The following is a 14,786-nucleotide window of genomic DNA, read 5'->3' on the forward strand; positions in this document are numbered from 1 at the left end:
GAGTCCTTGCGCAGGGGGAGGGAAAGCTCATGCTGTTTTTAGCGGCGGTCCTGTCGGCGCTCTGCGCCTATCTGCTCGGTTCGCTCAATTTTGCGATCATTGTCTCCCGGCTGTTTTTTCACAAGGATATCCGCCAGTTCGGCAGCGGCAATGCCGGCATGACCAATATCCTGCGCACATTCGGCAAAGGGGCCGCGGCGGGGGTGCTCTGCGGGGACGTGCTCAAGGGCACCTGCGCCGTGCTGCTGGGCAAGCTGTTCTTCTCTTTGCTGGCCCCGGGGGCGGGCGTCATCTACGGCGCCTATCTCGCGGCCATCGCGGCGGTGCTGGGGCACCTTTTTCCGCTCTATTTCGGCTTTAAGGGCGGCAAGGGCATTTCGGTGGCCACCGGCGCGGTCCTTGCCATCGAGCCCCCCATCATCCTGGCGCTGGTCGTGGTCTTTTTGGCCATGGTGATCTGCACCCGCATCGTCTCGCTGTCCTCCATCACCGTGGCGGCGCTTTATCCGGTGTTCACTTTTGTGTATTTTACCTTTTGGGGGGACGGCTCCAGCCTGCCCTGGGTCAACACCCTGTTCGCCGCCGTGATCGGCGCGCTCATCATCTATATGCATCGGGCAAATATCCAGCGCCTGCGCAATGGCACCGAATATAAGTTCGGGCAGAAAAAAGAAAACGAGAAATAGCGGCTGCAGAGGCGGCCGGGCTTTTGCGGGCCCGGGCGCTGCTGCAGGGCGATGAACGGCAGAGAGGATAAAGACCTCACTTTTCCAACAGGAAAAGTGAGGTCTTTTTTGTTGGGAGACAGGAGCCTGACGTTTTGCGGAAAAAAGGAAGATGGCCCCGGCGGGGAGCGCGGCAGCCCCAATGAACACGGCGGTCAGGCGGGCGGCTTTTCCGTGGTGGGAAAGCGCTGCCACGGGGCGGAAAGCCGGCGGAGAGGCGCCTTTCTGTGTTTTTGCGCCGCTGCGGGGCCGCAGTGCGGCCGGGCATTGCCGAAGGCTGTGGGGAAATAGAAGGGAAAGGGCGCGCGCTGGACCTCGCCGGGCAGTTTTGCCGGGATGTATTTTGGGGAGAGGACGGCCGCCCGCCTTACAGCACCCTTACAATACCTTTACCGTTGGGCGGAAGTCGGGCGCCAGAAACTTTGATAAGATAAAACACGCAGGCTTCTGCGGCGTCCCGCCGCGCGCGCAAAACCGTTTTGGAGATGGATCTGGCGGGGCGTTTTTGAGGGTATGAAAAGACAAAGAAAATGCAATGGAGAGAAGAGACGACATGAAAAAAAGATTCAAATTGCTTGCCGGTTTGCTTGCCCTGACGCTTGCTTTGTCCGGCTGCGGGCAGCCGGACCCGGGCGCAGCTTCAGGGCAGACCCCGGTATCTGCCGGCAGCCAGAGCGCTTCTGCCGGTGAGCTGGATGTGCTGCGGGTCGGCCTTGCGGCGCTGCCCACCCAGCTCGACCCTGACCGCTCGATCGGCATCGCCAGCATCAAGCTGTTTTACAATATTTTCGACACTCTGCTCTTCACGGACAAAGAGGGCAGCATCTGCGGCCAGCTGGCGGACAGCTGGGAGTGGCTGGACGATACCACTTTGAACGTCACCATCCGCGAGGGCGTGACCTTTCAAAACGGCGAGCCCTGCACCGCAGACGACGTGAAGTTCACCTTTGACCGCATCCTCAGCGGCTATGGCGACGGGACGATCGCCGTGCTGTATGAGACGCTGGACACCGTGGAAAAGGTCGACGAACTCACCGTGCAGTTCAAGCTGAAAAAAGCGGACGCGGCGTTTGAGCAGCGTCTGGGCTCCATCTGGGGGGCCAGTATCGTGCCGCAGGACTATGTTACGGAGATTGGCGACGAGGCGTTCCAGACCGCGCCCATCGGCACCGGGCCCTATCAGCTTGTCCAGTATTCCCCGGAAAAATATGTTCTCGAGCGCTATGACGGCTTTTGGGGCGAGGCGCCCGCGGCCCGGCAGATCGAGTTTATCGCCTATCCCGAAGCCTCGGCGCGCATGACCGCCCTGGTGACCGGCGAGGTGGATATCATCAACGACGTGCCCGCCGACGCCAGGGACACCATTGCGGCCACCCAGGGGCTGAGCGTGGTGGGATCCTCCATCAAAAATATCCATATCTACACCTTTAACACGCGGGACGAGAGCAGCATCATGTCCAACCAGGCTTTCCGCCAGGCGGTGACGATGGCCATCGACCGGCAGACTCTGGTGGACACGCTTTGGACCGATTACGCGAAAGTGCCCAACGGCCACCAGTTTGAAAGCTATGGCGAGCTGTATATCGAGGATTATCCCGGCGTGCAGTACGACCCTGAAAAAGCGCGCGAGCTGGTGAAAGAATCCGGGTACGACGGTCAGGAAGTTATCACCATAGAGATGAACGACGGGTACTACACCAACGGCAACCAGGCCGGCGAGGCCATTGTCGGCATGCTGGCCGAGGTGGGCATAAAAGCACAGGTCGCTTACACCGACACTTTCTCGCTCAGCGCCGATATCCGCGCCTGGTCCTCCGCTTCCCGCTTCGACAACCCGCTGGGGGCCCTGTGGCTGCTGTTTGGCCCCGGCTCCAGCCCGGCCAACGCGGAAAAAGGCAGCTGGACCCCCACCGAGGAGTTTGTGGCCGCGGGCAACACCCTGATCGACAGCACTGATCTGGAAGAACAGCGCGCGGCTGCCCGCACCCTGCTGGAGGTGTTTGACACCTACTGCCCGGGCACCTATCTCTACCAGGCGGAGGATCTGTACGGCATCCGCGACGGCCTGGATTGGGATATGACCTACTGTGAAAACCAGATTATGCCGTTCCGCGCAGGGGACCTGAAGGTCAGCGGCTGAGCGGCGGCACGCAGCGCCAGAAAGCAGACGCGGGCTGTTTTTTGCCCCCTCTGTTGTGACTGCCGCACGGCGGCAGAAAATGGGACTGTGAAAGCGGAAACACCTGCAGGCCGTTTTCTGTGGCCATGCGCCCGTCCCCGGGCCGCGGCAGGCCGGATCCAAATAAAGAGACGCCGGTTTTTATTCCGGAGCAATAAAAAGCACCTGTCCCCGGCTTGCCGGGGACAGGTGCTTGTGAAAGTGCGGTGTAGATCGTATTGAAAAAACAGAACACGGTCCAGCCGGAGGCGCCCGCAAAGGACGGGAAACTGCTGACGGTGACGGGGCTGAAGACCTATTATTATTCCGGCGGCAGGGCGCTGCCGGCAGTGGATGGGGTGGATCTTGAACTGCGCCCCGGGGAGATCGTCGGCATCGTAGGGGAGTCGGGCTGCGGCAAAAGCACGGTGGTGCGCACGCTGATGGGCCTGTTGGACCCCGTCGCCGCCCGCAGAGAGGCGGGACAGGCCTTTTTTCACGGCAGGGACCTGTTTTCCCTGAAAGAGAAAGAACTGTGCAGGGTAAGGGGCAGACAGATCTCCATGATCTTTCAAAACCCACTGTCCGCGCTGGACCCGGTGTATACGGTGGGAGACCAGATCATGGAGATGATCCTGCTGCATGAAAAGCTGCCCCGCCGGCAGGCGCGCCAGCGTGCCGTCGAACTGCTGCGGGAGGTCAACATCCCATCGCCCGAGCTGCGGGTGGACCAATACCCGCACGAGCTGTCCGGCGGCATGCAGCAGCGGGTGATGATCGCCATCGCGCTGGCCTGCCGCCCCGAGATCCTGATCGCGGACGAACCCACCACCGCCCTGGACGTGACGATCCAGGCGCAGATTCTGGAGCTGCTGCGGCAGCTGCGGGACCGGCTGGGCATCGCGGTCATTCTCATCACCCACAATATGGGGGTGGTGGCGGCGCTCTGTGACCGCATGATGGTGATGTACGGGGGCGTGGTGGTGGAAGAGGGCAGCTGCCGCCGGGTGTTCGCGGCCCCGCGGCACCCCTATACCCGGGGGCTGCTGGCGGCGATCCCCAGTGCGGCGGAGGACAAAGAGGTCCTGTACACCATCCCCGGCCAGGTCCCCGCACTGGAAGCGCCGGTACAGCGCTGCCGCTTTTTTGGCCGGTGCGGATGCCGGATAGACCGCTGTGGGGAAAAAGAGCCCCCGCTGGTCCAGCTGGAAGAGGGGCAGCGCTGCCGCTGCTGGCTGGCCGCAGGCGAAGAGGACCAGACGGCGGAAAGGGAGGAGGCGGGCACCGTTGCAGACGCGTGAAGCGGTACTGGAGGTGGAAAACCTTCAAAAATATTACCCGGTAAAAAAGGGGCTGCTCCTGCAGAGGGAGATTGGCCGGGTGCGGGCTGTGGATCAGGTGTCTTTTTGTCTGTACCGGGGCGAGACGCTGGGCGTGATCGGCGAATCGGGCTGCGGCAAGACGACCCTTTCCCGCCTGATCATCGGCCTGGAACAGCCCACCGGCGGCGAGATCCGCTTTTTGGGGCAGCCGGCGGGCCGCCGGATGTCCGCCGGGCTGCGGCAGAGGATGCAGATGGTCTTTCAGGACCCCTACTCCTCGCTGGACCCCCGCATGTCGGTGCGGCGCATCCTGGAAGAGCCCCTGCGCATCCACACCCGGATGACGGCAAAAGAAAAACGGCAGAAGATATTGCCTCTGCTGGAGCAGGTGGGACTGCCTGAAGAGGCGCTGAAAAAATACCCGCACGAATTTTCGGGCGGCCAGCGCCAGCGCATCGGCATTGCCCGGGCGCTGGTGACAGGGCCGGACCTGCTGCTCTGCGACGAACCCGTTTCAGCGCTCGACGTGTCGATCCAGGCGCAGGTGCTCAATCTTTTCCGCCAGCTGCAGCGGCGCTATGCGCTGACCTGTCTGTTCGTGTCGCACGATATGAGCGTGATCCGGCACGTCAGCGACCGGGTGCTGGTGATGTATCTGGGCCAGGTCATGGAGACGGCGGATAAAAAAACGCTGTTTGAGGCTCCGGCCCACCCCTATACCAAAGCCCTGATGCAGGCCGTGCCGGTGCCCGACCCCACGCGGCCGGCCGTCGGCGCGGTGCTGGAGGGGGAGATCCCCAGCCCCATCCACGCGCCGGAGGGCTGTCCTTTCAGCACCCGGTGCCCCCATGCGCAGGAGCGCTGCCGCGCGCAGCGGCCCCCGCTGTACGATCTGGGCGGCGGGCACGCGGCGGCGTGCCATCTTTATGCAGAGGAGGCGGTCAGATGAAGCGCTATGTCCTGATGCGGGTGCTCAAGGCGCTGCTCACGATCTGGGCGGTATACACGCTGGTCTTTTTTCTCACGCGGGTGACCGGAGACCCGGTGGAGTGGCTTACCATTGCGGGGGCCAGCGACAGCGCCAAGGAGACGCTGCGGCAGAATTTGGGGCTGGACCTTCCTTTGGTGCAGCAATATTTCAAATCTCTTTTTGGCCTTTTTACAGGGGACACGGGCACCAGCTATTATTATGCCCGCTCGGTCTCCGACCTGTTTGCCGAGCGCATCGGGCCGACCCTTTCCCTGGGCGCGATCGTGATGGCGCTGACCATCCTGATCGGGGTGCCGCTGGGGATGCTGGCGGCGGTGCGGCACAACACGCTGCTGGACCGGGGCCTTATGAGCCTGGCGATCGTCGGCAATACCATGCCGAACTTTATCCTGGGCATTCTGCTGATCTTTATTTTTTCGCTCAAGCTGCGCGCGCTGCCCAGCGGAGGCATGGGCACCCCGCTGCACTATATCCTGCCGGTCATCGCCATGGCCGTGGGGCCCACCGCCAGCGTGGCCCGGCTCACCCGCAGCTCGCTGCTGGACGTGATCGGGCAGGACCACCTGGACTGCGCCCGCGCCAAGGGGATGCGGGAGTGGAACGTGGTGCTCAAACACGGGATGCGCAACGCGCTGATCCCGGTCATCACCATTTTGGGCGGCCAGCTCAGCGCCATGATCGGCGGCTCAGTGGTGGTGGAGACGGTGTTTGCCTGGCCGGGCATCGGCACCCTGATCGTCACCAGCGCCCAGCAGAGGGATTTCCCGGTGGTGGTGTTCGGGGTGCTGGTCATCGCGGCGTCGGTCACCTTTGTCAATCTGCTGGTGGACCTGTCCTATGGCCTGCTGGACCCGCGCATCCGCGACAGTCATTAGGAGGGGAGAACCGATGCGAAAAAACAAACTGACACGAAAAAGATGGCCGGTGCCGCCGACCATCCTGTTTCTGATGATCACCTTTGCCGCCATCGTGGGTGCGGCGCTGCTGGCACCGGTACTGGCGCCGATCGACCTAGCCGCCAACGATCTCACCACCCGCCTGCTGCTGCCCACTTTCCGGGACCCGGCCTCCCCCCATTTGCTGGGCACCGACAATCTGGGCCGCGACGTGGTGGTGCGGCTGCTCTACGCCACCCGCACCACCATCTCCATCTCTTTCACCGGTATGCTCATCGCCACCGCGATCGGCACGGCGCTGGGGGTTCTGGCGGGGCTGTGCGGAGGCGCGGTGGATGTGATCATCTCGTTTTTGACCGATGTGCGGCTCTCGGTCCCGACCACTTTCATCGGCATCATCTTTGCCTGTGTGATGGGGGCAACCCCCACCACCACGATCGTGGTCATCGCCATCACCGGCTGGTCCTCTTTCTGCCGCCTGGTGCGCAGCCAGATCTTTCAGCTGCGGGGCGCAAAATTTATCGAGGCCAGCCGCGCGATGGGGGCAAGCGGCCTGCGGATCGTTTTCGAGCACATCCTTGTGAATATCGCTTCGCCCCTGATCGTCCAGGCGACCATGGAACTGAGCGGGTTTATTCTGCTGGAAAGCACGCTGTCGTTCCTTGGGCTCGGCATCCAGCCGCCCGGCACCTCGCTGGGCGTCATGGTCAGCACCGGGCGCGATTACATGCTCACCCACTGGTGGCTGGCCATCGCGCCCAGTGCCGTCATCATCGTGCTCATCCTGCAGATCTCGCTGGTGGGCGACTGGCTGCGGGACAAGCTGGACCCCAAACTGAAGAATGCATCCTGAGAAAGGGAGTTGAACACAATGCAAGATCTGCCCCATCGTCTGTGCGCGCACCGCGGCTTCAACACCGTCGCGCCGGAAAACACCCTGCCCGCTTTTGCCTGCGCTGTTTCGCTGGGGGCGCCGGAGATCGAATTCGACCTCTGGCCCTCTGCAGACGGGCAGCTGATCGTCTGTCACGACCCCACGGTGGACCGAACCACCGACGGGTGCGGCCGCATCGCCGGCCTGACGGGCGCGCAGCTGCGCGGCTGTGACGCGGGAGGCAAATTTGCCCCCGCCTTTGCCGGTACCCGGCTGCCCTGCTTTGAAGAGATACTGCAGCAGTTTGCAGGTAAAACGGTGATGAACATCCACATCAAGTCGCCCATGCGCCCGCCGGTGGAAAGCCCCGGCATGGAACAGCGGGGCCGCGAGCTCTATCGGGTGTATATCGAAAATCAGCCCCTGCCCATGCCGCTGCAGGAACCCGTGCCCCAGGTGCTGCCCGAGATGGAACAGGTGCAGGCAGAGCCCTACCCGCAGGAGGTGTTCGGGAAGATCCTGCAGCTCATCGACCGCTATCACTGCCGGGATTCGGTCTATATCACCGGGGAAAAGGACGTGCTGGAGACCGCCCGTAGCATGGCGCCGGATCTGCAGCGCTGCTGTCTGGAGGGGCACATGAATTTCAGCATCGTGGAGAACGCGCTGAAATACGGCTGCAGCCGGGTGCAGTTCTGCAAGCTCTTTCTGACGCGGGAGATGATACGAAAGGCGCACAAGAACGGCATCCTCTGCAATCTTTTCTGGTGCGACGACCCGCAGGAGGCCCGGGCTTTTTTTGACATGGGCATCGACGTGATCCTGACCAACGATTATCTGCGCACCGCCGCGGCCCTGCAGGGCTGACAGGCCGCGGGCCCGCGCAGAAAAACAGAACGGCAAAGGTAAAAGGAAGATCCATCACAAGCCGTCTGAGGTTTAAAAAAGGCGCTTCCCGGAGAGGTGATCCTTGCCGGAAAGCGCTTTTTTTGCGCCGTTTGGGGGCGTTTTGCTGTGCGGACGAGAGCGCTTTGTGCTATACTTAAAAAAACGCCCGCGGGCGGCAAAGCGGGCCCGCGCAGGGGGGAGCACGGCCTTTTGCGGTACTGCGGCGGCGGAGCGCGGCTCTGCCGCGCAGTACCCCGAGGTGCGGCAGAGGTCTCCTGTGCGGGCCCGGCCTTGCCGCCGGGGCGGGGGAGGGCGCTTTATATGAAAGTATTACTGCTCAATGGAAGCCCGCATCAGCAGGGCTGCACCGCCGTGGCGCTGGCCGAGATCGCAAAAACGCTGGACGCGTGCGGCGTGGAAAGCGAGACGCTCTGGATCGGGAAAGAACCGCTGCGGGGCTGCATCGCCTGCGGCGGCTGCCGGGGAAAAGGCCGTTGCGTCTTTGACGGCGACCCGGCAAACCTGTTCATCGAAAAAATGAGCGGGGCCGACGGCCTGGTGGTCGGCTCGCCCGTCTATTATGCGTCTGCCAACGGCAGCCTGATCAATCTGCTGGACCGGGCGTTCTACGCCTCGGGCGGCTTTGCGGGCAAGCCCGCGGCGGCGGTGGCCTCCGCGCGCCGCGCGGGCACCACCGCGACGCTGGACGAACTGAACAAGTATTTTACGATCTGCGGCATGCCGGTGGTGTCCTCCACCTACTGGAATATGATCCACGGCAACACCGCCGAGGAGGCGCGCCGGGATCAGGAGGGGCTGCAGACCATGCGCAATCTGGCACGGAACATGGCCTGGCTGCTGCGCTGCATCAAAGCCGGCGCGCAGGCGGGGGCGGCCTTTCCGCAGCAGGAGGGCGGCATCCGCACCAATTTTATCCGCTGACGCCGCCCGGGCGGGCGGCGTCCGGCCAGGGGAAAAAACACAGCTTTTGGGCCGAAAGGCGGTATCTGTCGTGATTTTGTGCGCTTTTTGATGCGCGCCTTTTTGCGCGCGGAGAAGCCCCCTGCGCAGGAGGCTTTTCCGCAGCGCTGCCGGTCAGAGGGCACAGAGCGCCCGGTGAAGACCTGCTGTGCGGGCGGAGGGCCAGCCCTTTGAGGGGGGGGCCAGCCCTTTACAGTTTTGCCCTGCGTCTTGCAGTTTTGCCTCACGTCCTGCAGGTCTTTGCTGTACGCCTCCCGGCCGGGCGACCGCGTCGGTGGCAGCCGCCGGGGAGCATCCCCCCCACCGCGCCCCGGACAGAGCTTGCCCGCAGGCAAGGGGCGTCTGCGGACGCTGTTCTCTTGCGGCAAAAGGGCGCGCTTTTCTGAGAGACTGGACGAGTTAAAGATAAAAAACGGCCGCGCCGCGGCCGTTTTTTTGTTCCGCCCCCCCGATTTGCCGCAACAACGCATGCGGGCATCGCAGAATGTCCGGGAAAAAGAAAGCCCAAAACATAAATATTACAACATAGTTACAGAATTTGAGACGTTTTTCTTTTCAATTGTGCATTTTTCATAAAACGAATAACCTGCTGCTGGTGTTATTGAAAAAGTTTGGAAAAAACGGATATGGGAAAACCGCGGCAAAAAAGCTATAATGGCAAAAATCAAACATTTGCATCAGCGGGTTTGAAAAAATGTTAAAGTGGGAGGAAGGTTCATGAGCACAAAGTTTTTTACAAATTGCAACGTTGTGGACGTGGTGAATGAGAAAGTCTTTGCCGGGTCTGTCGTGGTGGAGGACAGCCAGATCACGGAGGTGGGCGCGAACCTGTCCTGCCCGCAGGGGGCCGAAGTGGTGGATCTGGGCGGCAAATGGCTGATGCCGGGCATCTTCAACTGCCATACCCATATGTGCCTGGCGCCGGATGCCGACCCCAAATACGACAAAAACGACTGCCAGGTCACCATGATGGCGCTGGAAAATCTGAAGAAGTTTGTGGACAGCGGCTGTACCTTTATCCGCGATGTGGGCGGTATGAACTACATCGATATCGACATCCGCAACGAGGCCAAAAAGGGCAAGCTGATCGCGCCGGATATGCAGGTCTCGGGCAAATGCATCTGCATGACCGGCGGCCATGGCTGGATGATGGGCCGCGAGGCGGACGGCGTGGACGACTGCCGTAAAGCAGCCCGCGAGCAGCTGCGTGCGGGCGCGGACTGGATCAAGGTGATGGGCACCGGCGGCGTGATGACCAAGGGAGTCGAGCCGGGCTCCCCGCAGCTGAACGAGAACGAGCTGCGCGCCGCCATCGAGGAGGGACACAAGGCGGGCGTGAAATCCTGCACCCATTCTCAGGGCATGACCGGCATCAAAAATGCGCTGCGTGCAGGCGTGGACTCGATCGAGCACGGCTTTTTCATGGACGACTGGTGCTTTGACTGGATGAAAGAGCACAATGTGTTCTATGTGCCCACCCTGGCCGCCATGTACTGGATCTATGTGAACGGGGCGGAGGCGGGCATCGCCGACTATGTGATCCGCAAGGTGAACAGCACCTTTGACGCCCATCGGGACACTTTCCTGCGCGCCTACAAGGCCGGGGTCAAGATCGCGCTGGGCACCGACGCGGGCACTCCTTTCAACGGACACGAGAAAACCTGCTACGAGATGGTGCTGATGGCCCAGGCGGGCATGTCCAACTGGGACGCGCTGAAGACCGGCACCGTCAATGCCGCAGAGCTCTGCTCGGTACAGGATTCGCTGGGCTCCATCGAGCCGGGCAAGCGGGCGAACTTTGCGGTCTTTGCGGACGACCCGTCGCAGAACATCGAGGCGGTTATGGACTGCCGCATGACCGTGGTGGGCGGCGAGGTAAAGTTCCGGGCCTGAGCAGGCCGGGCAGCCGCTCCGGCCGAAAGCGTGGGCTGGGAGGCGTCCGCCCAAAACAGGGGCGTACTTAAAAAAAGGAAACCGCAGGCTGTGGGGCAGAGCGCCCGCAGCCTGCGGTTTTTTGCGAAAAAAGGCCCGCCGCAGGTACCCGGCACGGGCAGGGGCCCCGGAGAGAGGACTGCCGTCTGTTTTTTGCAGACGCCGGGCGAGAACAGAAAAAGCGGAGGGACGCGCCCGCCGTATTTAAAAAAGACAGAAAAAAGCCGCTCACCAAAGTGAGCGGCTTTTGAATGTCATTCTCAGACAGCCCGGGTAACCTTGCCGGAACGCAGGCAACGGGTGCAGGCGTAGATATATTTCGGGGAGCCATCTACAATCGCCTTTACTCTCTTCACGTTCGGCTTCCAGGTACGGTTGGAACGCCGATGGGAATGGGAAACCTGGATGCCGAAGGTCATCCCTTTTCCGCAGCAATCACACTTTGCCATCTTCTGCACCTCCTCTTTTCAAGTCGCTATAATATAATAGCAAACCGAAGTGTAAAATGCAAGGGGTTTGCTCAAAAAACGCAAAAAAGAAGCACAGAAAGGAAAAAGACGGCAGCAAGACGGGTCAGGCGCCTTTTTGGCCTGCCGCCGCACCGCCGCAAGGCCGCGGCCCTGCAGCACTGCCCCGGACGGCGGCAGAAAGGCGTCTGCGCGCTTTTGTTTTTTCCGCTTTTGCGCATTTTCAGGGAATGCCCGTTACCGGCCGGCCCTTTTACTTGTCAAGCCGAAGCAAAACCGATATAATATAAAGGTTCTATAGTTTACAGGCCCCGCCCATGCCCTGCGGCGCACAGACCGGCGCGCTGCGGGGCATGGGCGGGACGGAAGGGCCTTACAATGCGGGACGAACTTTTTGATATCCTGGTGCGCGCGATCGTGCTGGTGACGGCGATCCCGGTCCACGAGGCGGCGCACGCCTTTGTCGCGGACCGGCTGGGCGACCCCACCGCGCGGGCGATGGGGCGCATGTCTCTGAACCCGGTGCGCCACTTTGACCTTTTGGGCAGCGTCAGCCTGCTGCTGATCGGCATCGGCTGGGCCAAGCCCGTGCCCATCAATGCCCGCAACTTTGACCACCCGCGCGCGGGCATGGCGATCTCTGCGGCCGCGGGCCCTGCGGCAAACCTGCTGATGGCGCTGCTCACGATGATCCTGGCCAAGGCGGCGCTGTTTGCGGGCGCGGGCAGCCGCGCGGCGGCCGTGCTCTATATCGTGCTGCTCAACATGTGCCTGATCAACATTTCGCTGGCGATTTTTAACCTGATGCCCTTTCCACCGTTTGACGGCAGCCGCATCTACAGCGCCTTTTTGCCCCAGAAGCTGTATTTTGGGGTCATGAAATACGAAAAATATATCCTTATCGCGGTTCTGGCGCTGCTGTGGCTGGGGGTGCTGGACGGCCCGCTGGGCTTTTTGAACAATGCGCTGTTCCGGGGACTCGACGTCCTCACCGGCTGGGTCGACCTGCTCTTCGGGCTGGGGCGCTGATGTTTCGGGGGAATTGAATGGAAAATCTCACCTTTCGTCTGACGGAGTTTGAGGGGCCGCTGGATCTGCTGCTCTATCTCATCTCCAAAAATAAGATGAAGATCGCCGATATCGAGATCGTCAGCCTTATCGACCAATATCTCGCCATCGTCAACGGCCCGCAGGGGGCGACGCTGGACGAGGCCAGCGAGTTTATCGAGATGGCCGCGCGGCTGATCTATATGAAATCCGTCTTTCTGCTGCCGCGCAGCGACGAGCAGGACCAGCTGCGGCAGGAGCTCACCGGCATGCTGGTGGAGTATTCCGCCTGCAAGCAGGTGGCGGCAAAGCTGGGACAGATGGCGGCCGGGATCTACCTGGCGGTGCGCCGGCCCATGGAGGTGGAGCTGGACGCCACCTATCGCATCCGGCATGACCCGGCCCAGCTGGAACAGGCCTATTGCGGCCTTTTGGGCGGCGCGCGGCGGCGGGAGCGGCCCACGCCGGAGCGGTTTGAACCGCTGGTGACCGCGCCTTTCGTCTCGGTGGCCAGCAAGGTCGTCTATGTGCTGCGCAGCCTGGTCAGAGGCCGGGTGAACTATCTTTCGTCCCTGTTCCGCCGCTCGGCCAGCCGCAGCGAGAACGTGGCCACCTTTCTGGCCGTGCTGGAGCTGCTCAAGGCGGGCAGGGTCACGCTGGACGAGGACGCGCGGCTCACGCTGCGCAAAAAGCGGGAGAGCAGGGGGTAACCAATGGATCTGAAACAGTACCGGGCCGCCCTGGAAGCGGTGCTCTTTGCGGTGGCCGAGCCGGTCGCCACCGAAAAGCTGGCCGAGATTTTGGGCATCGAGCATCAGGTGGTGGAGCGGCTTTGCGGCCATCTGCGCGACGAGTACGCGGAGGAGGAGCACGGCATCCAGCTGCTCTGCCTGGAGGGGCGCTGGCAATTTTCCACCAAAGGGCAGTTCGGCGAGTATGTGAAAGCGGCGCTGGACAACCGGCGCAACGTGCCGCTGTCTGCAGCGGCGCTGGAGGTGCTGGCGGTCATCGCCTACAACCAGCCGGTGACCCGCAGCTTTATCGAGCAGGTGCGCGGGGTGGACTCCAGCGGGGTCGTGCAGTCGCTGGCGCAGAAAGGCCTCATTGAGGAGGCGGGCAGGCTCGATCTGCCCGGCAGGCCCATCGCCTTTCGCACGACCGATGTGTTTTTGCGCAGCTTCGGCCTTTCCTCCATCGCCGACCTGCCGCCGCTGCACGGGGACGAGATGTCCGCTGAAGAGGTGGCCGCCCGCATGGACGAGGCCGCGCTGGAGGCGGAGGAGGCCGGGCAGGCCGGTGCTGCGGGGGAGGAACTGTGATGAGGCTCCTCGGCCTGGCGCTGCTTTGCCTGCTGGCGGTGCTGGCGGCACTGCTGCTGGCGCTGCTCTTTTTACCGGTCTGGGCAGTCATAGAGCTGAAATACGATAAGCTGACCGTCCGTGTGAAAGTGCTGTTTTTGACTTTCACCGTTTTCCCGATGAAAGAAAAAGAGCCCAAAACGCCGCCGCCGCAGCAGCCTGCACGGGAGGAAGAAAAACGCAGCCCGGGCAAAAAGTTCGAACTGACTTTTTCCAAAGCGGTGCGCATGGCTGCGGACGCGGCGGGCATCCTGAAAATGGCGCTGGCGGCCCTGCGCTTTCGCGGGATCCGCCTGATCCTGCCGGTCCGGGGTGAGGACGCGGCGGACACCGCGCTGTTCTACGGCAGGTTCAGCGCCTGGTTTTATGCGGGCGTGGCCACGCTGCAGAATTTTCTTGACCTGCGCTTTGAGCAGATCGAATTGATCCCCGACTTTGCGGGCGAAAATAAATACCGCAGAAGTTTCTATTGTAAAATAGGCGCGACACCGTTTATAATGTTGATAGTAGCCTTTAAGGCGTTTGGCCTGCTGCGGCGCGACGGCCTGCTGCCGGGCCCTTCCCAGGGAGGAAAGGGCGCGCCGGTCAAAAAAGAGGGACAGGCCGCCGCGCCGCGCGCCGGCGGCGCAGATATTGGAGGTAGTGAAAAATGAGTGAGCATCCCCTTCAGGGTCTGATGGACGTTGCCCTGCAGAGAATCAAAGAGATGGTGGACAGCAACACCATCATCGGCGAGCCGATCACCATGGCGGACGGGACGCTGATCCTGCCGGTGTCCAAGGTGAGTTTCGGCTTTGCCTCGGGCGGGTCGGATTTTCCCTCCAAGACGCCGCGGGAACTGTTTGGCGGCGGCTCCGGCGCGGGCGTGTCGATCTCGCCCATCGCTTTTCTGGTGGTAAAAGACGGCAGCGTCAAGATGCTGCAGCTCGCCTCGCAGGAGGCCAATACCACCGACCGCATCATCAACGCGCTGCCGGACGTGCTGGACAAGCTGCAGGACATGTTTAAAAAAGACAGACCGGGCGCGGACGGCCAGGGCTGAGGCCCGGGCTTCCCGCCGGCAACGAGCCGTCTGCCGGTGGCAGGCGGCTCGTTATGTCCGGGAGGGCATCCGTCGCAGGTTTTCAGGATAGATAAAGGAGGAACT

Annotated in this window: 15 protein-coding genes; 14 read left to right on the forward strand and 1 reads right to left on the reverse strand. The window is 62.1% G+C overall.

The genetic code is table 11. From position 1 onward, the window contains the following. Positions 1-29 precede the first annotated feature (29 nt). From plsY to H8S23_RS11650, 9 genes are all read left to right on the forward strand, one after another. On the forward strand, positions 30-686 hold the full coding sequence (gene plsY / locus H8S23_RS11610) for a glycerol-3-phosphate 1-O-acyltransferase PlsY (protein ID WP_186888500.1): 657 nt from the start codon (positions 30-32) through the stop codon (positions 684-686). A gap of 592 nt (positions 687-1,278) precedes the next feature. Further along, on the forward strand, positions 1,279-2,865 hold the full coding sequence (locus tag H8S23_RS11615) for an ABC transporter substrate-binding protein (protein ID WP_186888501.1): 1,587 nt from the start codon (positions 1,279-1,281) through the stop codon (positions 2,863-2,865). Between the two features lie 257 nt (positions 2,866-3,122). Beyond that, entirely contained in the window at positions 3,123-4,184 is a 1,062-nt protein-coding gene (locus H8S23_RS11620) for an ABC transporter ATP-binding protein (RefSeq protein WP_207721161.1), read from the forward strand. Continuing rightward, positions 4,171-5,154: an ABC transporter ATP-binding protein gene (locus tag H8S23_RS11625; protein ID WP_186888502.1), complete on the forward strand. Its 984-nt coding sequence runs from the start codon at positions 4,171-4,173 to the stop codon at positions 5,152-5,154. The genes H8S23_RS11620 and H8S23_RS11625 overlap by 14 nt, the downstream gene beginning before the upstream one ends. Further along, positions 5,151-6,071: an ABC transporter permease gene (locus H8S23_RS11630; RefSeq protein ID WP_186888503.1), complete on the forward strand. Its 921-nt coding sequence runs from the start codon at positions 5,151-5,153 to the stop codon at positions 6,069-6,071. The genes H8S23_RS11625 and H8S23_RS11630 overlap by 4 nt, the downstream gene beginning before the upstream one ends. Before the next feature lie 13 nt (positions 6,072-6,084). Beyond that, positions 6,085-6,945: an ABC transporter permease gene (locus tag H8S23_RS11635; protein ID WP_186888504.1), complete on the forward strand. Its 861-nt coding sequence runs from the start codon at positions 6,085-6,087 to the stop codon at positions 6,943-6,945. Positions 6,946-6,963: 18 nt separating this feature from the next. Then, positions 6,964-7,833 (forward strand): glycerophosphodiester phosphodiesterase, encoded by an 870-nt coding sequence (locus tag H8S23_RS11640; RefSeq protein ID WP_186888505.1) that lies wholly within the window; start codon positions 6,964-6,966, stop codon positions 7,831-7,833. 342 nt (positions 7,834-8,175) lie between these two features. Beyond that, positions 8,176-8,796: a flavodoxin family protein gene (locus tag H8S23_RS11645; RefSeq protein ID WP_186888506.1), complete on the forward strand. Its 621-nt coding sequence runs from the start codon at positions 8,176-8,178 to the stop codon at positions 8,794-8,796. 756 nt (positions 8,797-9,552) lie between these two features. Further along, positions 9,553-10,728: a metal-dependent hydrolase family protein gene (locus H8S23_RS11650; protein WP_186888507.1), complete on the forward strand. Its 1,176-nt coding sequence runs from the start codon at positions 9,553-9,555 to the stop codon at positions 10,726-10,728. 299 nt (positions 10,729-11,027) lie between these two features. On the opposite strand, the gene rpmB is transcribed toward H8S23_RS11650, so the two are convergent. Continuing rightward, a complete protein-coding gene (rpmB, locus tag H8S23_RS11655) occupies positions 11,028-11,216 on the reverse strand; it encodes a 50S ribosomal protein L28 (protein ID WP_186888508.1) in 189 nt (62 codons plus the stop codon). A 396-nt stretch (positions 11,217-11,612) separates the two neighbouring features. On the opposite strand from rpmB, the gene H8S23_RS11660 reads away from it, so the two are divergent. Genes H8S23_RS11660 through ytfJ form a run of 5 tightly spaced genes read left to right on the forward strand, consistent with a single transcriptional unit; the run spans position 11,613 to position 14,681 of the window. After that, entirely contained in the window at positions 11,613-12,263 is a 651-nt protein-coding gene (locus H8S23_RS11660; protein WP_186888509.1) for a site-2 protease family protein, read from the forward strand. A gap of 17 nt (positions 12,264-12,280) precedes the next feature. Further along, entirely contained in the window at positions 12,281-12,991 is a 711-nt protein-coding gene (locus H8S23_RS11665; RefSeq protein WP_186888510.1) for a segregation and condensation protein A, read from the forward strand. Positions 12,992-12,994: 3 nt separating this feature from the next. Next, positions 12,995-13,600, forward strand: coding sequence for an SMC-Scp complex subunit ScpB (gene scpB / locus H8S23_RS11670; RefSeq protein WP_186888511.1), 606 nt, complete (start codon positions 12,995-12,997; stop codon positions 13,598-13,600). Next, complete coding sequence (locus H8S23_RS11675) at positions 13,600-14,292, forward strand: DUF2953 domain-containing protein (protein WP_186888512.1); 693 nt, start codon at positions 13,600-13,602, stop codon at positions 14,290-14,292. The genes scpB and H8S23_RS11675 overlap by 1 nt, the downstream gene beginning before the upstream one ends. Then, on the forward strand, positions 14,289-14,681 hold the full coding sequence (ytfJ, locus tag H8S23_RS11680; protein ID WP_186888513.1) for a GerW family sporulation protein: 393 nt from the start codon (positions 14,289-14,291) through the stop codon (positions 14,679-14,681). The genes H8S23_RS11675 and ytfJ overlap by 4 nt, the downstream gene beginning before the upstream one ends. The last annotated feature ends 105 nt before the right edge of the window (positions 14,682-14,786 follow it).

The sequence above is a fragment of the Anaerofilum hominis genome (genome assembly GCF_014287275.1).
Classification (GTDB): domain Bacteria; phylum Bacillota; class Clostridia; order Oscillospirales; family Ruminococcaceae; genus Pygmaiobacter; species Pygmaiobacter hominis.